The sequence below is a fragment of the Citrobacter sp. CK195 genome, assembly GCF_030333365.1.
In the GTDB taxonomy this organism is placed as follows: Bacteria; Pseudomonadota; Gammaproteobacteria; order Enterobacterales; family Enterobacteriaceae; genus Citrobacter_B; species Citrobacter_B koseri.
In genome coordinates this window covers 477,271-498,299 of sequence record NZ_JAOWGB010000024.1, presented here as the reverse complement: position 1 = coordinate 498,299, position 21,029 = coordinate 477,271, and the positions used below count along the sequence as shown (strand labels likewise).

The 21,029-nt window shown below is 54.8% G+C and carries 21 protein-coding genes; 11 read left to right on the top strand and 10 right to left on the bottom strand.

Annotated features, from left to right (window positions below):
• The first annotated feature begins 51 nt into the window (after positions 1 to 51).
• From surA to apaH, 5 genes are read left to right on the top strand one after another with little or no spacing between them, the layout of a single operon-like run.
• Positions 52 to 1,338: a peptidylprolyl isomerase SurA gene (gene surA, locus OGX93_RS13495; RefSeq protein ID WP_047458976.1), complete on the top strand. Its 1,287-nt coding sequence runs from the start codon at positions 52 to 54 to the stop codon at positions 1,336 to 1,338.
• Positions 1,338 to 2,327 carry a 4-hydroxythreonine-4-phosphate dehydrogenase PdxA gene (gene pdxA, locus OGX93_RS13490; protein ID WP_071257545.1) on the top strand — a complete coding sequence of 330 codons (990 nt, stop codon included), beginning with the start codon at positions 1,338 to 1,340 and terminating at the stop codon, positions 2,325 to 2,327. Before surA ends, pdxA begins: the two co-directional genes overlap by 1 nt.
• Entirely contained in the window at positions 2,324 to 3,145 is an 822-nt protein-coding gene (gene rsmA, locus OGX93_RS13485; protein WP_049011436.1) for a 16S rRNA (adenine(1518)-N(6)/adenine(1519)-N(6))-dimethyltransferase RsmA, read from the top strand. The genes pdxA and rsmA overlap by 4 nt, the downstream gene beginning before the upstream one ends.
• A 2-nt stretch (positions 3,146 to 3,147) precedes the next feature.
• Entirely contained in the window at positions 3,148 to 3,525 is a 378-nt protein-coding gene (gene apaG, locus OGX93_RS13480) for a Co2+/Mg2+ efflux facilitator ApaG/CorD (RefSeq protein WP_012134116.1), read from the top strand.
• Positions 3,526 to 3,535: 10 nt separating this feature from the next.
• Positions 3,536 to 4,384, top strand: coding sequence for a bis(5'-nucleosyl)-tetraphosphatase (symmetrical) ApaH (gene apaH / locus OGX93_RS13475; protein WP_012134118.1), 849 nt, complete (start codon positions 3,536 to 3,538; stop codon positions 4,382 to 4,384).
• Positions 4,385 to 4,500: 116 nt separating this feature from the next.
• Here the strand turns inward: apaH and folA are convergent, their stop codons facing one another.
• The 9 genes from folA to OGX93_RS13430 all read right to left on the bottom strand — a co-directional run bounded on the left by folA (position 4,501) and on the right by OGX93_RS13430 (position 12,865).
• Positions 4,501 to 4,980, bottom strand: coding sequence for a type 3 dihydrofolate reductase (folA, locus tag OGX93_RS13470; protein WP_012134119.1), 480 nt, complete (start codon positions 4,978 to 4,980; stop codon positions 4,501 to 4,503).
• Positions 4,981 to 5,230: 250 nt separating this feature from the next.
• Complete coding sequence (gene kefC, locus OGX93_RS13465; protein ID WP_200031206.1) at positions 5,231 to 7,093, bottom strand: glutathione-regulated potassium-efflux system protein KefC; 1,863 nt, start codon at positions 7,091 to 7,093, stop codon at positions 5,231 to 5,233.
• On the bottom strand, positions 7,086 to 7,616 hold the full coding sequence (gene kefF, locus OGX93_RS13460; protein ID WP_012134121.1) for a glutathione-regulated potassium-efflux system oxidoreductase KefF: 531 nt from the start codon (positions 7,614 to 7,616) through the stop codon (positions 7,086 to 7,088). Before kefF ends, kefC begins: the two co-directional genes overlap by 8 nt.
• A 104-nt stretch (positions 7,617 to 7,720) precedes the next feature.
• Positions 7,721 to 7,954 carry a YgdI/YgdR family lipoprotein gene (locus tag OGX93_RS13455; RefSeq protein ID WP_012134122.1) on the bottom strand — a complete coding sequence of 78 codons (234 nt, stop codon included), beginning with the start codon at positions 7,952 to 7,954 and terminating at the stop codon, positions 7,721 to 7,723.
• A gap of 102 nt (positions 7,955 to 8,056) precedes the next feature.
• The gene (locus OGX93_RS13450; RefSeq protein ID WP_024130715.1) at positions 8,057 to 9,388 is read right to left on the bottom strand and encodes an MFS transporter; all 1,332 of its coding nucleotides are present in this window, start codon (positions 9,386 to 9,388) and stop codon (positions 8,057 to 8,059) included.
• Between the two features lie 117 nt (positions 9,389 to 9,505).
• Positions 9,506 to 9,793, bottom strand: coding sequence for a ferredoxin-like protein FixX (fixX, locus tag OGX93_RS13445; RefSeq protein WP_012134124.1), 288 nt, complete (start codon positions 9,791 to 9,793; stop codon positions 9,506 to 9,508).
• Positions 9,790 to 11,076, bottom strand: coding sequence for an FAD-dependent oxidoreductase (locus tag OGX93_RS13440; RefSeq protein WP_012134125.1), 1,287 nt, complete (start codon positions 11,074 to 11,076; stop codon positions 9,790 to 9,792). The genes fixX and OGX93_RS13440 overlap by 4 nt, the downstream gene beginning before the upstream one ends.
• Before the next feature lie 61 nt (positions 11,077 to 11,137).
• Positions 11,138 to 12,079 carry an electron transfer flavoprotein subunit alpha/FixB family protein gene (locus tag OGX93_RS13435; protein ID WP_110494691.1) on the bottom strand — a complete coding sequence of 314 codons (942 nt, stop codon included), beginning with the start codon at positions 12,077 to 12,079 and terminating at the stop codon, positions 11,138 to 11,140.
• Between the two features lie 15 nt (positions 12,080 to 12,094).
• A complete protein-coding gene (locus OGX93_RS13430) occupies positions 12,095 to 12,865 on the bottom strand; it encodes an electron transfer flavoprotein FixA (RefSeq protein WP_049008001.1) in 771 nt (256 codons plus the stop codon).
• 480 nt (positions 12,866 to 13,345) lie between these two features.
• Here OGX93_RS13430 and caiT point away from each other — a divergent pair, with 480 nt between their 5' ends.
• From caiT to caiE, 6 genes are all read left to right on the top strand, one after another.
• Positions 13,346 to 14,863 carry an L-carnitine/gamma-butyrobetaine antiporter gene (gene caiT, locus OGX93_RS13425; RefSeq protein ID WP_012134129.1) on the top strand — a complete coding sequence of 506 codons (1,518 nt, stop codon included), beginning with the start codon at positions 13,346 to 13,348 and terminating at the stop codon, positions 14,861 to 14,863.
• A 33-nt stretch (positions 14,864 to 14,896) separates the two neighbouring features.
• Complete coding sequence (gene caiA / locus OGX93_RS13420) at positions 14,897 to 16,039, top strand: crotonobetainyl-CoA dehydrogenase (RefSeq protein WP_012134130.1); 1,143 nt, start codon at positions 14,897 to 14,899, stop codon at positions 16,037 to 16,039.
• A gap of 56 nt (positions 16,040 to 16,095) precedes the next feature.
• On the top strand, positions 16,096 to 17,313 hold the full coding sequence (gene caiB / locus OGX93_RS13415; protein ID WP_024130718.1) for an L-carnitine CoA-transferase: 1,218 nt from the start codon (positions 16,096 to 16,098) through the stop codon (positions 17,311 to 17,313).
• A gap of 65 nt (positions 17,314 to 17,378) precedes the next feature.
• Positions 17,379 to 18,932, top strand: coding sequence for a crotonobetaine/carnitine-CoA ligase (gene caiC, locus OGX93_RS13410; protein WP_058668555.1), 1,554 nt, complete (start codon positions 17,379 to 17,381; stop codon positions 18,930 to 18,932).
• Positions 18,933 to 18,972: 40 nt separating this feature from the next.
• Positions 18,973 to 19,758 carry a crotonobetainyl-CoA hydratase gene (gene caiD / locus OGX93_RS13405; RefSeq protein ID WP_058668554.1) on the top strand — a complete coding sequence of 262 codons (786 nt, stop codon included), beginning with the start codon at positions 18,973 to 18,975 and terminating at the stop codon, positions 19,756 to 19,758.
• Between the two features lie 96 nt (positions 19,759 to 19,854).
• On the top strand, positions 19,855 to 20,448 hold the full coding sequence (gene caiE, locus OGX93_RS13400) for a carnitine operon protein CaiE (protein ID WP_286449872.1): 594 nt from the start codon (positions 19,855 to 19,857) through the stop codon (positions 20,446 to 20,448).
• Positions 20,449 to 20,546: 98 nt separating this feature from the next.
• On the opposite strand, the gene caiF is transcribed toward caiE, so the two are convergent.
• A complete protein-coding gene (gene caiF / locus OGX93_RS13395) occupies positions 20,547 to 20,939 on the bottom strand; it encodes a carnitine metabolism transcriptional regulator CaiF (RefSeq protein ID WP_012134135.1) in 393 nt (130 codons plus the stop codon).
• Positions 20,940 to 21,029 lie beyond the last annotated feature (90 nt).

Sequence of the window (21,029 nt, the reverse complement as noted above, 5' to 3'; positions counted from 1 at the left end):
TGATTGATTTACCACGTAATCCGCATTGCGGTTAATTGAAATGGAAAAAGTATGAAGAACTGGAAAACGCTGCTTCTCGGTATCGCCATGATCGCGAATACCAGTTTCGCTGCCCCGCAGGTGGTCGATAAAGTCGCAGCCGTCGTCAATAACGGCGTCGTGCTGGAAAGCGACGTTGATGGCTTAATGCAATCAGTAAAACTTAATGCGGGTCAGGCTGGTCAGCAGCTTCCTGATGATGCCACGCTACGTCATCAGATCCTGGAACGTTTGATCATGGATCAAATCGTTCTCCAGATGGGTCAGAAGATGGGGGTGAAAATCTCTGATGAACAGCTGGATCAGGCTATCGCCAATATCGCTAAACAGAACAACATGACGCTGGACCAGATGCGCAGCCGTCTGGCTTACGATGGTCTGAGCTACTCGACCTACCGTAGCCAGATCCGCAAAGAGATGATCATCTCCGAAGTGCGTAACAACGAAGTGCGTCGTCGCGTCACCATCCTGCCGCAGGAAGTGGATGCGCTGGCCCAACAGGTCGGTAACCAGAACGATGCCAGCACAGAGCTGAACCTGAGCCACATTCTGATCCCGCTGCCGGAAAACCCGACGTCGGATCAGGTAAGCGAAGCGGAAGCCCAGGCGCGTTCGATTGTTGATGAAGCGCGTAACGGCAGTGATTTCGGCAAACTGGCGATCACCTACTCCGCCGACCAGCAGGCGCTGAAAGGCGGCCAGATGGGCTGGGGACGTATTCAGGAGCTGCCGGGCATTTTCGCGCAAGCGCTGAGCACGGCGAAAAAAGGCGACATCGTTGGCCCGATTCGTTCCGGCGTTGGCTTCCACATTCTGAAAGTGAACGATCTGCGTGGCCAGAGCCAGAGCATCTCCGTCACTGAAGTTCATGCCCGCCATATTCTGCTGAAACCCTCGCCGATCATGACCGATCAACAGGCGCGCCTGAAACTGGAAGAGATCGCAGCAGACATTAAGAGCGGCAAAACGACCTTTGCTGCCGCAGCGAAAGAGTTTTCACAGGACCCAGGTTCTGCCAACCAGGGCGGCGATCTGGGCTGGGCGGCAGCGGATATTTTCGATCCTGCCTTCCGCGACGCGCTGACCCGCCTCAACAAAGGCCAGATGAGCGCCCCGGTGCACTCCTCCTTTGGCTGGCACCTGATCGAACTGCTGGATACGCGTAACGTTGATAAAACCGACGCGGCGCAGAAAGACAGAGCTTACCGTATGCTGATGAACCGTAAGTTCTCGGAAGAAGCGGCGACCTGGATGCAGGAACAACGCGCCAGCGCTTACGTTAAAATCCTGAGCAATTAATGACTACGGTTCAACGCGTTGTTATCACTCCCGGCGAACCCGCCGGGATTGGTCCTGACTTAGTCGTTCAGCTCGCACAGCGTGAGTGGCCAGTCGAACTCGTCGTCTGTGCAGATGCCCGTCTGTTAACCGACCGGGCCGCGTTGCTCGGTTTGCCCCTCTCGCTTCTTCCCTACTCGCCAAATCACCCTGCAAAACCGCAATCCGCCGGCACGCTGACCCTGTTGCCGACAGCGCTTCGCGCTCCTGTCACCCCGGGTCAACTCAGCGTTGAGAATGGGCAGTATGTGGTGGATACGCTGGCGCGCGCCTGCGACGGTTGTCTGCAAGGGGAATTTGCGGCGCTGATCACCGGGCCGGTTCACAAAGGCGTCATCAATGACGCTGGCGTACCGTTTACCGGACACACGGAGTTTTTTGAAGCGCGTTCGCAGGCGAAGAAAGTGGTGATGATGCTGGCCACCGAGGAGCTGCGGGTCGCGCTGGCGACAACGCACCTGCCGTTAAGAGCGGTTGCCGACGCCATTACGCCCGCTTTGCTGCATGAGGTGATCGGCATTCTGCATCATGATTTACGCACGAAATTCGGCCTTGCCGATCCGCATATTCTGGTGTGCGGGCTAAATCCGCATGCGGGTGAAGGCGGCCATATGGGAACCGAAGAGATCGACACGATCGTTCCGGTACTGGATGATCTGCGCGCTCAGGGGATGCGCTTAAGCGGCCCTTTGCCCGCCGACACGCTTTTCCAGCCTAAATATCTCGATCATGCCGATGCCGTGCTGGCGATGTACCACGATCAGGGTCTCCCCGTGCTAAAATACCAGGGATTTGGTCGCGGCGTGAATATCACGCTGGGCCTGCCTTTTATTCGAACATCCGTAGACCACGGCACCGCGCTTGAACTGGCGGGTCGGGGGCAAGCGGATGTCGGCAGTTTTATTACGGCGCTTAATCTCGCCATCAAAATGATTGTTAATACCCAATGAATAATCGAGTCCATCAGGGCCACTTAGCCCGTAAACGTTTCGGGCAAAACTTTCTCAACGATCAGTTTGTGATCGACAGTATTGTCTCCGCCATTAACCCGCAAAAGGGTCAGGCAATGGTCGAAATCGGCCCCGGTCTGGCAGCGCTGACGGAGCCTGTCGGCGAACGTCTGGACCAGCTCACGGTGATCGAACTTGACCGCGATCTGGCCGCGCGCCTGCAAACGCACCCGTTTTTGGGGCCGAAACTGACGATTTATCAGCAAGATGCCATGACCATGAACTTCGGTGAGCTGTCTGAGAAGATAGGTCAGCCGCTGCGCGTATTCGGCAACTTGCCCTACAACATCTCCACCCCGTTGATGTTCCACCTCTTTAGCTATACTGATGCCATTGCCGACATGCACTTTATGTTGCAAAAAGAAGTGGTCAATCGTCTGGTTGCAGGGCCGAACAGTAAGGCGTATGGTCGATTAAGCGTCATGGCGCAATATTATTGCCAGGTGATCCCGGTGCTGGAAGTGCCACCATCCGCCTTCACGCCGCCGCCTAAAGTCGATTCCGCCGTTGTGCGTCTGGTGCCTCACGCGACGATGCCGTATCCGGTGAAAGACATACGCGTGTTGAGCCGCATCACCACCGAGGCGTTTAACCAGCGTCGTAAAACGATTCGCAACAGCCTCGGCAATCTGTTCAGCGTCGAGGTGCTGACGGAACTGGGCATTGACCCGGCATTGCGAGCGGAAAATATCTCTGTCGCGCAATATTGCCAGATGGCGAACTATCTGTCAGAAAACGCGCCTTCGAAGGAGAGTTAAGCATGATCAATTCGCCCCGAGTGTGTATTCAGGTTCAGAGCGTCTACATTGAAGCGCAATCTTCACCTGATGATGAACGTTACGTATTCGCATACACGGTAACCATCCGCAATTTGGGGCGAGCGCCAGTGCAGTTGTTGGGGCGTTATTGGCTGATAACCAATGGTCATGGCCGCGAAACCGAAGTACAGGGCGAAGGTGTGGTTGGCGTGCAGCCGCACATCGCGCCCGGAGAAGAGTACCAGTACACCAGCGGCGCCGTTATTGAAACGCCGCTGGGCACCATGCAGGGTCACTACGAAATGATCGATGAAAAAGGCGTCGCCTTTACTATCGATATTCCCGTGTTCCGACTCGCCGTTCCAACACTTATTCATTAAAACTAAAGCAATGGCAACATACCTCATTGGCGACGTTCACGGTTGCTACGACGAACTGATCGCATTGTTACACCAGGTAGAATTTACCCCCGGATCAGACACCCTGTGGCTTACCGGCGATCTGGTCGCTCGCGGCCCTGGTTCTCTGGAAGTGCTCCGCTACGTGAAATCACTGGGCGACTGCGTGCGCCTGGTGCTTGGCAATCACGATTTACATCTGTTGGCCGTCTTTGCGGGCATTAGCCGCAATAAGCCGAAAGACAGGCTGACTCCGCTGCTGGAAGCGCCAGACGCCGACGAACTGCTCAACTGGCTGCGCCGTCAGCCGCTGTTGCAGGTCGACGAAGAGAAGAAGCTGGTGATGGCGCATGCGGGCATTACGCCGCAGTGGGATTTACAGACAGCGAAAGACTGCGCGCGCGATGTTGAAGCCGTGCTGTCGAGCGACTCCTATCCCTTCTTCCTCGACGCGATGTACGGCGATATGCCGAACAACTGGACGCCGGAGCTAACGGGTCTGGCGCGGCTGCGTTTTATCACGAATGCCTTCACCCGTATGCGTTACTGTTTCCCGAACGGCCAACTGGATATGTACAGCAAAGAGTCGCCGGAAAACGCCCCTGCGCCACTGAAACCCTGGTTCGCCATTCCGGGGCCGGTTAGCGAAGCATACAGCATTGTCTTTGGTCACTGGGCGTCGCTGGAAGGTAAAGGGACGCCGGAAGGCATTTATGGTCTGGATACCGGCTGCTGCTGGGGCGGGGATTTAACCTGCCTGCGTTGGGAAGATAAGCGCTACTTCGTGCAGCCGTCGAATCGTCATCTTGATTCAGGCAAAGGCGAGGCGGTAAACGCCTGAGCGTTATTTTGTAGGCCGGATAAGGCGTTTACGCCGCTATCCGGCATTCACGCCACATTATTGCCTGATGGCGCTTCGCTTATCAGGCCTACAAATCCGCATTACAACATGCCGGATTAACGACGTTCCAGAATCTCGAAGCAGTAGCTGTGAGAATTCTGCTCATCGGCGTCGTGGAACTCGCTGAAGACCGATTCCCAGTCATCCGGTTCGTAGTCCGGGAAATGGGTGTCCCCTTCCACTTCGGCATCAATATGCGTCAGATACAGTTTCTGCGCTTTCGGCAAGAACTGTTCGTACACGCGTCCGCCGCCAATCACCATAATCTCTGGCGCATCGCCGCAGGCGGCAATCGCTTCATCGACCGATTTCACCCACTGCACGCGATCGTCAGTGCCAGGCTGGCTGCTGATGACGATGTTTTTACGCCCCGGCAGCGGTCGCCCGATGGATTCCCAGGTATGGCGCCCCATAACCACAGGCTTGTTTAAGGTGTTACGTTTAAACCAGGCGAGATCGGCAGGCAGGTTCCACGGCATGGCGTTTTCCATGCCGATAACGCGATCTACCGCTAACGCCGCAATCAGACTGATCATTGAATATTTCCTGGATACAAAAAATTGTCGCCACTATACGGAAAGAGCAATCTTTCGTCGACTAACGAAAAGAGGAATAGCACGAAAATTTTCCGTTCTGCTGGCAACCCGACTTATTTAAAGCGGTGTCAGCTCGCAGGCCGCCATCAGGCAATCAGACGCGCCATCCGGCCTACGATGGTTTGTAGGCCCGGTAAGCGCAGCGCCACCGGGCAAATTGCCGGATGGCGGCGTAAACGCCTTATCCGGCCTACGTTGACGGTTTCACTTCCGGCTCATCATCTGCGTCACCCGTATGTTTACCTTCATCCGTGCCTTGCCAGCCGTGGCGTTGAATTAACGATAAATGTTCACGGTCTTCAGTAATAATCTCGCTCAACATAGCGCTGGTGCGTTTATAGACAGCCGCGCGGGACGTTGGATCGTTTTCCCCTTTCGCCATCTCTTCCACCATCTGCGTATTAAAACGACGGAACAGATCGGCACGCTCGCGCGCCTCGTAGCGTCCCAGCCCTAATTTTTCCAGCGCCTGACGCCCTGTTTTTAACGCGCCTTCAAACGTTTCACGCTCCGGCATCTCAACACCGGCCTGTCGCAGACGGATGTAGTGATCGACATCGCGGGCGCGGGCAATAATTTGCAGGTCGGGGAAATGGGCTTTTACCATTTCTGTCAGTTGTAAACTGGTTTGCGGATCGTCAATCGCGTTGATCAGCACTTCCGCTTTCGCCGCACCGGCGGACTCCAGCAGATCCATGCGCGTCGCGTCACCGTAAAAGACCTTCATGCCAAATTTGCGCAGCGTTTCAATATGATCCGGGTCATGGTCGAGAACCACCATTTTTACCCCGCTCGACAGCAGCAAACGCCCCGTAATCTGCCCAAAACGGCCAAATCCGGCGATGATCACGCGCGGTTGCTCCGCATCGATCTCATCCGCTTCACGCGCTTCACCGATTGCGGATTTTTCCAGACGGCTCAGGAGCACCAGAAAAATGGGCGTCGCCGCCATTGAGAGCGCAACGGTGAGCGTCAACGCCTTCGCCCATTCCGGGTCGAGTACACTGGCCATTTGCGCCGCGCCGAATACCACAAAGGCAAACTCACTCCCCTGTCCTAATAATACGGCAAACCAGAGACGTTGCTTATTCGGCACCCGTAGCGGCCTGGCGACAAGCCACAGCATTACCGTTTTAATGACCAGGAAACCGACCAGCAGGATAAGAATGCGTAACGGATTATCGATCAGCGTGCCAAAGTCGATAGACATGCCGACGCCGATAAAGAACAGCCCCAGCAGCAGCCCTTTAAACGGTTCTATGTCGCTTTCCAGCGCATGCCGGTATTCCGAGCTTGCCAGCAACACGCCCGCCAGAAACGCCCCCATCGCCATCGACAGCCCCACTTCTTCCAGCAGCAAGCCGAAGCCAAAGACCAGAAACAGGGCCACGGCGCTGAACACTTCACGCAAACCGGAACGCGCGACGAAACGCAACGCCGGGCGCGTGACATAGCGCCCTAACAGCACCACCAGCGCCAGCGCCCCTGCCACTTTTAACGCAGACAGCGCAAAGACGCCCAGCGTCGTTGAGGCGCTGCTGGCGGCCAGCAAGGGGATCATCGCCACCAGTGGAATAGCGGCAATATCCTGAAACAGCAGCACGGCGAATGTGCTACGGCCCATTTGCGAGACGGTCAGGTTACGCTCATCCATCGCCTGCATCGCAATCGCCGTGGAAGAGAGCGCCAGCGTCATGCCGATCAGCTCCGCCACCTGCCAGCGCAGACCGAGGAACATACAGAACAGGCCAATCAACCCACCGCATACCACCATCTGCAACGCGCCGCCGCCAAAAACCGACGCACGCAGTTTCCACAAACGCTGCGGGTCCAGCTCCAGCCCAATCACAAACAGCATCAGCACCACGCCAATTTCGGCGAAATGAAGAATAGCTTCAGCGTCCGTCACCAGACGCAGCCCCCACGGGCCGATAATACACCCGGCAATAAGGTAGCCCAGCACCGACCCTAAGCCCAGCCGGACGGCAATCGGCACAATCAGCGCGGCCGATCCCAGGTAAATCAGCGCCTGTATCAGCGTATGGCTATCCATGATTTGCCTCCTGCCACGCCAGCAAACGTTGCTTGTAGTGGCGCGCCTGCGCCTGGAGCGTTTCGTCATCACAGACAAACGTACAGTGCATCGCGAAAGGCGGCAGCCAGTTGAGCCCACAATAGAGCGCGGTAGCCTGTAACGGCTGCGAGAGCACATCAAAGCCCGGATAGGCGCCAATAGCGAAGTGGCTTTCGCCTCCGCCAGTCGTCACGGCCCACATCAGATCTTTGTCCCGGAGCGCCGTGCCGCCATGCCCGTAGGCCCAGCCATGCGCGAGGACTTTGTCCATCCAGAGTTTGAGTAAAGGGGGAACGCTGTACCACTGCATTGGATGCTGCCAGATGATAAGACGCGCGCGCGCCAGCGCCTGCTGCTCGGCGGCAACATCAATATTGAAGTCAGGGTAAAGTTGATAGAGCGAGCGAATTTCGACGCCATCCAGCGTCCTTGCCTGTTCCAGCATCCGTTTATTCGCATGCGAGTGCTGCGGATACGGATGGGCATAAATAATGAGGATCATGAAGTAGCCTGTTATTTTACATCTCTGTTTTACCACAGAGTGTAGTCAGTAATTTAACAGGCTAATAGTGAATATTATTGAGCAGCTAAATGGATAAAACTGAATTAATTATCCAGTTCGCTCATGTTCTTCACCTGATCGCGGTTGATCTGTTCCGTTTTACCGGTTTCTGCGTTTTTGTAGGACACCAGTCCGGTATCATCATCGACCTGTGGTTTACCATCAGTGACGATCGTTTTGCCGTCGGTGGTTTTTATGGCCTGGTTTGATGAACAGCCCGCTACGGTAAATACCGTCGCAGCGGCAAAAAGAGACGCAATAAGAAGTTGTTTTTGCATGGTGTTCTCCCTGCTTTTCAGTCATTTTCAGTGGTATACCCATTAACTATAGACTAACTGACTGACCTTAAAAGAAAATACAGAACACTCTGAAGATATCCCCTAGCACAGAGGCTTGTTGCGAATCGTCATACTGCTCGTCTGGGCAAGCGTCAGTCCACGCGTCTCCGGCGCAAAGGCGATGGAAATAAGCAGACCGATAAGTGAAATTCCCGCCCCCATCAGCATGACGTAGCTGATCCCATATCTGGTGATGAAGATCGGCAGCGCCCACGTTGAAAGGATGGTGCCAATTCGACTCAGGGACATAATGACGCCCACGGCAGACGCGCGAATATCCGTCGGGAACAGCTCATTCGGGTAGAGCCACTGAAGGTTCCCCGGGCCGCCGGAGAAAAAGGCGTACACCGCAAAGGCCGCAACCACCAGCCAGATCCCCATTTCTGGGATCAACCCCAGCACAGCCAGCGCCAGCGTCATCATAACAAAGCTGCCGATCAGCAATGGCCGTCGCCCTATGCTGTTCAGCCAGTACATCGGCGGAATACAGCCCAGCATAAAGAACAAACTGATCACCACATTACCCAGCGCCGCGCTTTTCCCGACGCCCAGCCCCAGCAGGCCGACAATCTGCGGGCCAAAGGTATAGATGGCGAACATCGGGATGACCTGGCAGGTCCAGATGGCGGCGACAAACAAAACAAACGGGAAGTGACGGCGATTAAACAGCTGTAAGAAGCGCGTCTCCTGGGGCGGTTCTTCATCGAACGCCACCGGCTCGCCAAACAGTTTAATCATCATCTCCTCGCACTCTTTCACCCGCCCCTTACGCAACAGCCAGCGCGGTGATTCGGGAAGATCGAAGCGCCCGATCAGGATCATAATGCAGGGAATTGCCGCGCTCCCCAGCATCCAGCGCCATCCGCCCGCCACATCGTACAACCAGTAGCCGACCAGATCGGCGCAGGTGGCGCCGACATACCACATCGCGGCAATAAAACTGATCGAGAAGGCGCGCTGGCGGGTGTTGGAAAACTCGGTGATCATCGAGGTGGCGATAGGATAATCCGCGCCAATCACCACCCCAATCAGCACGCGCATGACGAGCAACTCCATCGGCGATGAGACAAACATCGTCGCTACCGATATCACCCCAATGGCGATGATATCGATGAGGAACATTTTACGTCGCCCCACTTTGTCTGAGATATAGCCGAACAGCGACGTACCGACAAACAGCCCGGCCAGCGTGCCTGCCCCCAGCAATCCCAGCCACTGCGCATCCAGCTTCAGCGCAGGCGTGAGCTGCTCCAGCGCCACGCCAATCATGACCAGTACGTAACCGTCCAGGAACGGCCCGCCGCTTCCCCACAGCATAATTCTGCGGTGAATAGAGGAGAATTTAATGTCGTCAAAGTTCCTGGGCTGCTGCATAGCCGCGTCCTGTTTTGTTTTCACTTGATGCCTGATGGCGCTACGCTTATCAGGCCTACGAATCACGTATTTTGTAGGCCGGATAAGACGCATCAGCGACGCCATCCGGCATCAACCTCAGCCGTAGCGAAATTCCACGCCAAAGGTGCCGCGCGGGTATTCCCATTTCTCCAGCGCCGTCCCCAACCCGAGAATTCGACAGGTGCCGCACTCCAGGCACCCGGCGTAATCAAAACGCACGCTGCCGTCGTCCTGCTTTTTATACAACCCGGCCGGACACGCCTTGATCAGCACCTCCAGCGCCTGCTTATCCGGTTCGGTTTTCAGGATGATGTGCGGATTGTCTTCATCCACATTGAATTTATTGACGCCCAGTTTGACGTCCACATTGACGGGAGAAGTCATAATACGGTCACTCCTTTGATGCCATCCTTCATCAGATTGATGAAGCCCACTTTCTTCGCGTGGCGCAGGATTTTTTTACGCACAGGGACGGGAGCGCTGCCATCGACGGTAAACAGATCGCGGGCAATGCCCACCGCCATTTCAGGGTAGCGCGTGAACATACGCGGGTTGTCCAGAAACGCCGGTAAGCGCTGGTACATACGCATATCCCGCATCGGCCCGTTGTCGAGATGCTGTCGATATTCCGCCAGCCCCTGTCGGCTGAAATCGTTGCTCTGCATGGCCGAAAGTACGGTCTTCGCCGCCGCTTCCCCTGCCGCGACGGCCAGGTCCATACCGCGAATCGTAAAACCGAGGTTCATACACATACCGGCGGCGTCACCGGCAATCAGCACGCCGTCGCCCACCAGCTCCGGCTGCATATTCATTCCCGCTTCCGGGACGACGTGCGCGGCGTACTCCAGCAGTTTTCCGCCCGCAATCAGCGGCGCCACCGCCGGATGCTGTTTAAAATCTTCCAGCATTTGTGGAACCGACTTTTTCGCCTCTTTCAGATGATGCAGACCGCAAACCAGCCCCAAAGAGAGGGTCGTTTTATTGGTATAGAGGAAGCCGCCGCCCATCAGACCGTCGGTCGGAGAACCGGCAAACAGACAGGCCGCGCCTTCATTTCCCTGTAATCCGAAGCGATCCACAATGACCGATTCAGGCAACTCAATTAACTCTTTTACGCCTACCGCGACATGGGCGGCATCTACACGTTTCGCCATTCCCAGTTTTTCCGCCAACAGCGAGTTCACGCCATCAGCGAGAATGACCGTTTTCGCTTCAATAACGTCGCCATCCGCCTCAACGCCCACCACTTTGCCGTCGCGCTGAACAAGATTATCCACGCGGATGCCGGTTATCAGCTGCGCGCCCGCCTCTTCAGCCTGTTCCATCAGCCAGGCGTCAAATTTACTGCGCAATACGGAATAAGAGACCTGCGAAGGCGCGGCATCCTCGCCATTGACGTAATCCACCGCCATCGCCCCTTTTTCGGTCATAAAAGCGAGTTTTTCATGGGTTATCACGCGTTCAACCGGGGCATGCTCAGCAAAACCGGGGATAATGCGCTCCAGACTGTGCGCGTAGATGCGCCCGCCGGTGACATTCTTCGCGCCAGCGGAATTGCCGCGCTCAATAACCAGCACCTGCGCCCCTTCACGGGCGAGCACCAGCGCCGCGACGGAACCCGCCAGCCCGGCCCCCACGATGATGGCATCAAAGATATCTTCGGACATAAGAACTCCAGATTTACCTGTCAGCGGCAGGGCCGATACCCACAAGCCCTGCCCGAGTGGATCAGCGTGCTAAAGCGCTCGTAAGCGCAGGCAGAATCTTCATCACATCGCCGACAATGCCGTAATCAGCGTATTGAAATATCGGCGCATTTTTATCTTTGTTGATGGCGCAGATGGTTTGTGAACCGTTCGCACCCACCATGTGCTGGATCTGCCCGGAAATGCCCACCGCGAGGTAAAGCTCTGGTTTAAGCATCAGGTTGGAGATGCCGACATAACGCTCGTGCTCCATCCATTTTTCGTTTTCCGCCACCGGACGAGAACACGCCAGTTCCGCGCCAATGGCCTGACACAGCGCCTGGGCCAGCGAGATATTCTCTTTGCTGCCGATGCCGCGCCCGACGCTAACCACCAGTCGCGCTTTATCAAGATCGACCGTGTTGCTCTGGCGCGCCTGCGTTGCGGTGCGCGTTACGACGACATCTGGCGACTGCCACTGCACGTCATGCGACTCGCCGTGGCGGGACGCGTCCGCCTGTTGCGCCTCGAACGTGCCGCTGCCGACGGTGATCACCGCATACGGTGATGTGATGGTCTCTTCGCCAATCGCCAGCCCGCCGTAGACCATATGCCGGACGGTCGCATGGCCCTCCTGCTGCGTTACCGCACTGGCGTCGTTAGAGACGGCCGCCGCGAGACGAAATCCCAGCTTTGCCGCCAGCAGTTTGCCACGGCGAGTATTAGGCAGCAGCACCAGACCCGAATCCCCCTGCTGGCGAATCGTCTGCGCCATCACCCCGGCGTAATCTTCCACCATGCGGTCGTCCGGTTTACCGCGTAAATGCCAGATGTGATTCGCCCCCAGCTGGCGTGCCGTCTCGCCCTCGGCGTCGTGCTGCACAAACGCATGAATCTGCTCGCCTGAAGCCAGTGCGCCGCTCATCAGTTCCGGCAGACGAGAAGGGGTATCGCTGAATACCCAGACATGAGAAAACGTGTTCATAATATCCCCCGGTAATTAAATGATTTTGCGCAGATGTTCGGCGAACGCGGCGATCTGTTCTTCACCATCGCCTTCAATAACGATGCGCTGACGCTCACGTTGTTTCGGTGCGGCGACCTTCTGGACGGAGTACGCGTCTGGCGCACTGAAACCAATATCCGCCGCAGACCAGACCTGCACCGGTTTTTTCGCCGCGCCCAGAATCGCTTTCATCGACGGGATCTGCGGAGCGTTAATGTCTGTGGAGACCGCCACCACCGCAGGCAGGGGAATACTCAGGGTTTCAATTTCATCTTCCAGTTCACGCTCAACGGTAAGCGCACTTTCCGTCAGGGAGAGGATTTTGCTCACGCCGTTGATGGCCGGAATGTTCAGCGTTTCACCCACCAGCAGGCTGACCTGCTGGGCATAAAGGTCGGAGGAACCGTCGCCGCAAACGATCAGATCAAAGCCCGATTTTTGCGCGGCGGCGGCAAGCGCTGCGGCGGTGCGTTGCGGCAAAGCCTGTTCAAACTGGTCGTCTATCACCACGACCAGTTCATCTGGCCCACGGGAAAGCACATCTTTACGCCCTTTGGCGTTGGTCAGCGCCTTGCCGCCTACGCTCATGGCAATCACCTGGGCATCGCTTGCCTGCTGCTTTAACTGGCAGGCAGCTTCAATCGCATTCAGATCGTACTGACTGATTTTGGCATCCGCTTTGCTGATATCTAATGAACCATCGGCATTATTGATCGCAATATCCTGTTCATCAGGCACGCACTTGTAACAAGTAATTATCTTCATTGCATCTCCAGAAATCATGAGGGAAACGTCATCCATATCGGCGGTGTTAAATACAGATATCACGCTCTTTAATTCGGAAATAAAACTTTAATCACCAATATTGAAAATGTCACACGCTGATATTTACAACTTTCAATATTGTTAAGCACCTCACTAATATTGAACAGCACCCGTAGAACATAAAAATTTTCAATATTGTTTGATGGATCACCAATATTGAATGAGAGATGCGCGCAATTTGACCAAAATACAACGCATCTAATTGTTTTACATTTATTTTATTTGAAAATCAGGGTCAAAAACATCAGACAAAAAAGTGTGATCCATATAACGGATTACCGCAAAATGAATACCCATTATGAGTTACTCGCCAAAGCGACTCTGAGGTCTAACTGTCATCAGATTATTACTAAGAAAAATAAACAAAATATAACAAACGGGAACGTAACATAAATTTCGTTTTGACACTGGAATTGACTCATGAAAAATGAAAAGAGAAAGTCCGGGATTGAACCTAAGGTTTTTTTCCCGCCGTTAATAATTGTAGGGATACTTTGTTGGCTAACCGTCAGAGATCTCGACGCTGCGAATATTGTTATTAATGCCGTCTTCAGTTATGTCACAAATATCTGGGGTTGGGCATTTGAATGGTACATGGTGGTGATGCTTTTTGGCTGGTTCTGGCTGGTCTTCGGCCCTTACGCTAAAAAAAGATTAGGTGATGAACCGCCGGAATTCAGCACCGCCAGCTGGATTTTCATGATGTTCGCCTCCTGCACTTCCGCCGCCGTGCTGTTCTGGGGCTCAATCGAAATTTATTATTACATCTCGACGCCGCCCTTTGCTCTGGCACCTGGCTCCAACGGCGCCAAAGAGATCGGCCTCGCCTACAGCCTGTTTCACTGGGGGCCGTTACCGTGGGCGACTTACAGCTTCCTCTCCGTCGCGTTCGCCTACTTCTTTTTTGTTCGCAAAATGGACGTGATTCGTCCCAGCTCGACGCTGGTGCCTTTAGTGGGCGAGAAACACGCGAAAGGGTTATTCGGTACTATTGTCGATAACTTCTATCTGGTGGCGCTGATCTTCGCGATGGGCACCAGCCTCGGTCTGGCGACGCCGCTGGTGACAGAGTGTATGCAGTATCTGTTCGGCATCCCTCATACGCTGGAACTGGACGCCATCATCATTACCTGCTGGATCGTTCTGAACGCCATTTGCGTGGCCTGCGGCCTGCAAAAAGGGGTGAAAATCGCCAGTGACGTGCGTAGCTATCTCAGCTTCCTGATGCTCGGCTGGGTGTTTATCGTCAGCGGCGCCAGCTTCATCATGAACTACTTCACCGATTCCGTCGGTATGCTGTTGATGTATCTGCCACGCATGTTGTTCTACACCGATGCGATCGGCAAAGGCGGCTTCCCGCAGGGCTGGACCGTTTTCTACTGGGCATGGTGGGTCATTTACGCCATCCAGATGAGTATCTTCCTCGCGCGTATTTCCCGCGGCCGTACCGTGCGCGAACTGTGCTTTGGGATGGTGCTCGGCCTGACCGCCTCCACCTGGATTCTGTGGACCGTTCTTGGCAGCAACACCCTGCTGCTGATGGATAAAAATATCCTCAATATTCCACAACTTATCGAACAGCACGGCGTGGCGCGCGCCATCATCGAAACCTGGGCCGCACTGCCATTCAGCACGGCTACGATGTGGGGATTCTTCATCCTCTGCTTTATCGCTACCGTCACGCTGATTAACGCCTGCTCCTACACGCTGGCCATGTCCACCTGCCGCGAAGTGCGCGACGGTGAAGAGCCGCCGCTGCTGGTACGTATCGGCTGGTCGGTGCTGGTTGGCGTTATCGGCATCGTCCTGTTAGCGCTCGGCGGGTTAAAACCCATTCAAACCGCGATTATCGCCGGAGGATGCCCGCTGTTCTTCGTCAACATCATGGTAACGCTCTCCTTTATCAAAGACGCCAAAGTGCACTGGAAAGATAAATAAACTCAATAAACTCCTTACAAATGAGGCTGGAAGATGGATTTTAATTTGAATGACGAGCAGGAACTGTTTGTCGCCGGTATTCGTGAACTGATGGCCAGTGAGAACTGGGAAGCCTACTTTGCCGAGTGCGATCGCGACAGCGTCTACCCGGAACGTTTTGTGAAAGCGCTGGCGGATATGGGCATCGACAGCCTGTTGATCCCGGAAGAACACGGCGGCCTGGAAGCCGGTTTCGTCACCGTTGCCGCCGTATGGATGGAACTGGGGCGTCTGGGCGCGCCAACTTACGTGTTGTACCAATTGCCGGGAGGTTTTAACACTTTCCTGCGTGAAGGGACCCAGGAGCAAATTGATAAAATCATGGCGTTCCAGGGGACCGGCAAGCAGATGTGGAACTCGGCGATCACCGAACCGGGAGCGGGATCGGATGTTGGCAGTTTAAAAACTACCTATACCCGTAAAAATGGTAAGGTTTATCTTAACGGCAGCAAGTGTTTCATCACCAGTAGCGCCTACACCCCCTACATCGTGGTGATGGCACGGGACGGCGCCTCCCCGGACAAACCGATTTATACCGAATGGTTTGTCGATATGAGCAAACCCGGCATCAAGGTTAACAAACTTGAGAAGCTCGGCCTGCGCATGGACAGCTGCTGTGAAATCAATTTTGACGATGTTGAGCTGGACGAAAAAGACATGTTCGGCCGGGAAGGTAATGGCTTTAACCGCGTAAAAGAAGAGTTCGACCACGAACGTTTCCTGGTGGCTTTAACCAACTACGGTACGGCGATGTGCGCGTTCGAAGACGCTGCGCGTTACGCCAATCAGCGCGTGCAGTTTGGCGAGACGATCGGCCGCTTCCAGCTGATTCAGGAGAAGTTCGCGCATATGGCGATCAAATTAAACTCCATGAAAAACATGCTTCTGGAAGCCGCGTGGAAAGCGGATAACGGCACCATCACCTCGGGCGATGCCGCGATGTGTAAATACTTCTGCGCCAACGCCGCGTTTGACGTGGTAGACAGCGCCATGCAGGTATTGGGCGGCGTCGGGATTGCGGGCAACCACCGCATTACGCGTTTCTGGCGTGACCTGCGCGTTGACCGCGTCTCCGGCGGCTCTGACGAAATGCAGATCCTGACACTCGGCCGCGCCGTGCTGAAGCAATACCGTTAAACATTGCCCGGTGGCGCTGCGCTTACCGGGCCTACAAAAAATGCAGGAATTTATTTATGAACCGTTTACCGATGCCCACTTTCGGGCCGCTCGCCGGATTGCGGGTCGTGTTCTCCGGGATTGAAATCGCCGGGCCGTTCGCCGGACAAATGTTCGCAGAATGGGGCGCGGAAGTGATCTGGATTGAAAACGTCGCCTGGGCCGATACCATTCGCGTCCAGCCGAACTATCCGCAGCTTTCACGCCGAAACTTGCATGCTCTCTCCCTTAACATCTTCAAAGATGAAGGTCGGGAAGCGTTTCTGAAACTCATGGAAACCACTGACATCTTCATCGAAGCCAGCAAAGGCCCGGCGTTTGCCCGTCGCGGAATTACCGATGACGTGCTGTGGGAACACAACCCCAAACTGGTGATCGCCCACCTTTCCGGTTTCGGTCAGTACGGCACGGAGGAGTACACCAACCTCCCGGCTTACAACACCATCGCCCAGGCCTTTAGCGGTTACCTGATTCAGAACGGCGATGTCGATCAACCCATGCCCGCATTCCCGTATACGGCGGACTATTTTTCCGGGATGACCGCCACCACCGCCGCGCTGGCGGCTTTGCACAGAGTGCGTGAAACCGGCAAAGGCGAAAGCATTGATGTGGCGATGTATGAAGTAATGCTGCGCATGGGTCAGTACTTCATGATGGATTACTTCAACGGCGGCGAAATTTGCCCGCGCATGACCAAAGGCAAAGACCCCTACTACGCCGGATGCGGGCTGTATAAATGCGCAGACGGTTACATCGTGATGGAGCTGGTCGGCATTACGCAGATCAACGAGTGCTTTAAGGATATCGGCCTGGCGCACATTCTGGGTACGCCAGAGGTGCCGGAAGGCACCCAGCTTATCCATCGCGTTGAGTGCCCTTACGGGCCGTTAGTCGAGGAAAAACTGGATGCGTGGCTGGCGACCCGTTCCATCGCCGACGTGCAGGCGCGTTTCGCCGAGCTGAATATCGCCTGCGCGAAAGTGCTGACCATTCCAGAACTGGAAAGCAACCCGCAGTACGTCGCCCGCGAATCCATTACCGAGTGGCACACGATGGATGGCCGCACCTGTAAAGGGCCAAACATCATGCCGAAATTCAAAAACAACCCAGGGAAAATCTGGCGTGGCATGCCGTCGCATGGCATGGACACCGCCGCCATTCTAAAAAACATCGGTTACAACGAAGCAGATATACAGGAACTGGTCAGCAAGGGTCTGGCCAAAGTTGAGGATTAAACGCAAAGCGCTAACCGGTTTATCCGGTTAGCGCGCATGCCTATTTTCGAACGGATAACAGTGCAATGGATATCGTTGGCGGACAAAACTTACGTCAGATGTGGGACGACCTGGCCGAGGTATACGGAAATAAAACGGCGCTTATTTTTGAATCCAGCGAAGGCGTTGTCCGGCAATTCAGCTACGCGTCGCTGAATGAGGAGATCAACCGCACGGCGAACCTTTTCCTCGCCTCAGGCATTCAGAAAGGCGATAACGTCGCGCTGCATCTGGATAACTGCCCGGAGTTCTTTTTCTGCTGGTTTGGTCTGGCCAAAATTGGCGCCATCATGGTGCCGATCAATGCCAGGCTCCTGCGCGAAGAGAGCGCCTGGATTTTACAAAACAGCCGCGCGCAGCTCATCGTCACCAGCGCTGAATTTTATCCGATGTATCGCCAGATACTGCTTGAGGACGATACCCTGCTCAATCATATCTGTCTGATTGGCGAAAATGCGCCCGTTGAAGATAACGTTAGCCATTTTTCTCAATTGAAAGACCAGCAGCCTGCTACATTGTGCTATGCGCCGCCGTTATCCACTGACGACACGGCGGAGATTCTGTTTACTTCTGGCACCACCTCGCGGCCCAAAGGCGTGGTCATTACCCATTACAACCTGCGTTTTGCGGGTTACTACTCCTCCTGGCAGTGTGCGCTGCGTGAAGATGACGTCTATCTGACGGTGATGCCCGCCTTTCATATTGACTGTCAGTGTACTGCGGCAATGGCGGCATTCTCCGCAGGCAGCACCTTTGTGCTGATCGAAAAATACAGCGCCCGCGCGTTCTGGGGACAGGTACGAAAGTATCGTGCCACCGTCACGGAATGTATTCCGATGATGATCAGGACGCTGATGGTGCAGCCCGCTTCCCCGGAAGAGAGGCAGCATTGTCTGCGCGAAGTGATGTTCTATCTCAACCTTTCCGTGCAGGAAAAAGACGCTTTTATTGCACGTTTCGGCGTCCGACTGCTGACCTCTTACGGGATGACGGAAACCATTGTCGGCATTATTGGCGATCGTCCCGGCGATAAACGGCGCTGGCCATCTATTGGTCGCCCTGGATTTTGCTATGAGGCGGACATCCGCGATGAGCAGAACCGCTCGCTGCCCGCCGGAGAAATCGGTGAAATCTGTATTAAAGGCGTGCCGGGAAAAACCCTCTTTAAAGAGTATTACGCCAGGCCGGAAGCCACCGCCAAAGCGCTGGAAGCCAACGGCTGGCTGCATACCGGTGATTCCGGCTATCGGGATGAGGAGGGATTTTTCTATTTCGTTGACAGGCGTTGCAACATGATTAAGCGCGGCGGCGAAAATGTCTCCTGCGTCGAACTGGAAAACATTATTTCGGCTCATCCCAAAATTCAGGACATCGTCGTTATTGGTATTCACGATTCGATCCGCGATGAAGCCATTAAAGCCTTTGTGGTGCTTAATGAAGGTGAAACATTAACGGAAGAGGAGTTTTTCGCTTTCTGTGAACAGAATATGGCGAAATTCAAAGTCCCCTCTTTTCTTGAGATAAGAAATGATCTGCCCCGAAACTGTTCAGGAAAAATAATTAAAAAGAACCTGAAATAAGCATTCTTACCCGTCCGATTTTAAATAATGGAGTGAAGATATGAGTGAATCATTACATTTGACCCGTCACGGCCCGATTCTGGAAATTACGCTGGATCGCCCGAAAGCGAATGCAATAGACGCAAAAACCAGTTTTGAGATGGGCGAAGTTTTTCTCAATTTCCGTGACGATCCCGAATTGCGTGTGGCGATCATCACCGGTGGCGGCGAAAAATTCTTCTCCGCAGGCTGGGATTTAAAAGCGGCGGCCGAAGGCGAAGCCCCGGACGCCGATTTTGGCCCCGGCGGGTTTGCCGGTTTAACCGAGATCTTTGACCTGGATAAACCGGTGATTGCCGCCGTTAACGGCTATGCCTTCGGCGGCGGGTTCGAACTGGCGCTGGCGGCGGATTTTATCGTCTGCGCCGATAACGCCAGTTTCGCGCTGCCTGAAGCAAAGCTCGGCATTGTGCCTGACAGCGGCGGCGTGCTGCGCCTGCCTAAGCTGTTGCCGCCTGCTATCGTCAACGAAATGCTGATGACCGGCAGACGAATGGACGCAGAAGAAGCCTTGCGCTGGGGAATTGTGAACCGGGTTGTCAGCCAGCAAGCGTTAATGGACAGCGCCCGCGAACTGGCGCAACAGCTGGTGAACAGCGCGCCGTTGGCGATCGCCGCCCTCAAAGAGATCTACCGCGCAACCAGCGAAATGCCGGTGGAAGAAGGTTATCGCTACATTCGCAGCGGCGCATTGAAGCACTACCCGTCGGTACTGCACTCTGAAGATGCGATCGAAGGCCCGCAGGCGTTTGCCGAAAAACGCGATCCGGTCTGGAAAGGCCGCTAGCGCCGCTCTGCCGGATGACACTAACGCTTATCCGCCTACTGCCGTAGGTCGGATAAGGCGCAGCCGCCATCCGACAACAATCACGGAGGAATAACCATGAGCTATTACGCCTTTGAAGGCCTGATTCCGGTAGTACATCCAGAGGCGTACGTGCATCCCAGCGCCGTGTTGATTGGCGATGTCATCGTCGGTGCCGGCGTCTATATCGGCCCGCTTGCATCGCTGCGCGGCGACTATGGGCGTCTGATTCTTGAGGCGGGCGCTAACCTTCAGGATGGCTGCATCATGCACGGTTATTGCGATACCGACACCATCGTGCATGAAAACGGGCATATCGGGCACGGCGCAATCCTTCACGGCTGCGTGATTGGTCGTGATGCGTTGGTGGGCATGAACAGCGTAATCATGGATGGCGCAATCATCGGCGAAGAGAGTATCGTTGCCGCCATGAGTTTTGTAAAAGCAGGTTTTGTCGGCGCGCCCAGGCAGCTGCTGGTTGGCGCGCCTGCACGCGTCAAACGTGATATCACGGATGAAGAGCTGCACTGGAAACGGCTCAACACGCAGGAATATCAGGATCTCGCGGTACGCTGTCGGGCATCGCTATGTGAAACGCAACCCTTAGCCCAGGTCGAAAAGAACCGGCCGCGCCTGAAAGGCACGACGGAGGTGAAGCCAAAATCGGCGTAGCGCTTTGTGCCGGATGGCGCTAACGCTTATCCGGCCTACGGGTCAACACGCCGTTGCAGGCCGGATAAGGCATTACGCCGTCATCCGGCACACCGACATTACCGACGCATACTTTTTGATAGCATCATCTGCCATTTCTGCTCGCGGTTTAGCTCTGCGGGCGGAACCGGCATTCGCGGGGTTCTCTCCGCTTTTACCATCTTCTCCTGCGCGCTATGACCCAAACGCGCATAGAGCTGCGCGTCAATACGCTTAATACGCACCAGACGCTGGCACTGGCATCCTCGCCCTTCCAGCTGATTAGGGATCGTCCTGGTCTCGCACTCTATTTCCCCCACTTCAGAAAGAATATATGAAACTGTATTAATCGCTTTGCAATAATCCATATTAAATTGCTTCGCGATCTCTTTGGCGCTCACCCACCGGTTTTCTGCCATTACCCAATCAGCAATTAACAAATAAAGTGGTTTCTCAACATATTTTTCACTCATAAGCACACCATTTTACAAATTAAAAATCTTGCTACGGTTCGTTATGGCCTGAATATAAATAATGCCATTAACCATAAATAAATTGTGGAT

Bases quoted from the DNA above. Each gene is read 5' to 3' on its own strand.
- caiT (WP_012134129.1), top strand. From the start codon at position 13,346: ATGAAAAATGAAAAGAGAAAGTCCGGGATTGAACCTAAGGTTTTTTTC.
- caiE (WP_286449872.1), top strand. From the start codon at position 19,855: ATGAGCTATTACGCCTTTGAAGGCCTGATTCCGGTAGTACATCCAGAG.
- caiB (WP_024130718.1), top strand. From the start codon at position 16,096: ATGAACCGTTTACCGATGCCCACTTTCGGGCCGCTCGCCGGATTGCGG.
- kefF (WP_012134121.1), bottom strand. From the start codon at position 7,616: ATGATCCTCATTATTTATGCCCATCCGTATCCGCAGCACTCGCATGCG.
- apaG (WP_012134116.1), top strand. From the start codon at position 3,148: ATGATCAATTCGCCCCGAGTGTGTATTCAGGTTCAGAGCGTCTACATT.
- rsmA (WP_049011436.1), top strand. From the start codon at position 2,324: ATGAATAATCGAGTCCATCAGGGCCACTTAGCCCGTAAACGTTTCGGG.
- caiC (WP_058668555.1), top strand. From the start codon at position 17,379: ATGGATATCGTTGGCGGACAAAACTTACGTCAGATGTGGGACGACCTG.
- OGX93_RS13455 (WP_012134122.1), bottom strand. From the start codon at position 7,954: ATGCAAAAACAACTTCTTATTGCGTCTCTTTTTGCCGCTGCGACGGTA.
- pdxA (WP_071257545.1), top strand. From the start codon at position 1,338: ATGACTACGGTTCAACGCGTTGTTATCACTCCCGGCGAACCCGCCGGG.
- OGX93_RS13450 (WP_024130715.1), bottom strand. From the start codon at position 9,388: ATGCAGCAGCCCAGGAACTTTGACGACATTAAATTCTCCTCTATTCAC.
- caiD (WP_058668554.1), top strand. From the start codon at position 18,973: ATGAGTGAATCATTACATTTGACCCGTCACGGCCCGATTCTGGAAATT.
- folA (WP_012134119.1), bottom strand. From the start codon at position 4,980: ATGATCAGTCTGATTGCGGCGTTAGCGGTAGATCGCGTTATCGGCATG.
- surA (WP_047458976.1), top strand. From the start codon at position 52: ATGAAGAACTGGAAAACGCTGCTTCTCGGTATCGCCATGATCGCGAAT.
- OGX93_RS13440 (WP_012134125.1), bottom strand. From the start codon at position 11,076: ATGTCCGAAGATATCTTTGATGCCATCATCGTGGGGGCCGGGCTGGCG.
- apaH (WP_012134118.1), top strand. From the start codon at position 3,536: ATGGCAACATACCTCATTGGCGACGTTCACGGTTGCTACGACGAACTG.
- kefC (WP_200031206.1), bottom strand. From the start codon at position 7,093: ATGGATAGCCATACGCTGATACAGGCGCTGATTTACCTGGGATCGGCC.
- OGX93_RS13435 (WP_110494691.1), bottom strand. From the start codon at position 12,079: ATGAACACGTTTTCTCATGTCTGGGTATTCAGCGATACCCCTTCTCGT.
- OGX93_RS13430 (WP_049008001.1), bottom strand. From the start codon at position 12,865: ATGAAGATAATTACTTGTTACAAGTGCGTGCCTGATGAACAGGATATT.
- fixX (WP_012134124.1), bottom strand. From the start codon at position 9,793: ATGACTTCTCCCGTCAATGTGGACGTCAAACTGGGCGTCAATAAATTC.
- caiF (WP_012134135.1), bottom strand. From the start codon at position 20,939: ATGAGTGAAAAATATGTTGAGAAACCACTTTATTTGTTAATTGCTGAT.
- caiA (WP_012134130.1), top strand. From the start codon at position 14,897: ATGGATTTTAATTTGAATGACGAGCAGGAACTGTTTGTCGCCGGTATT.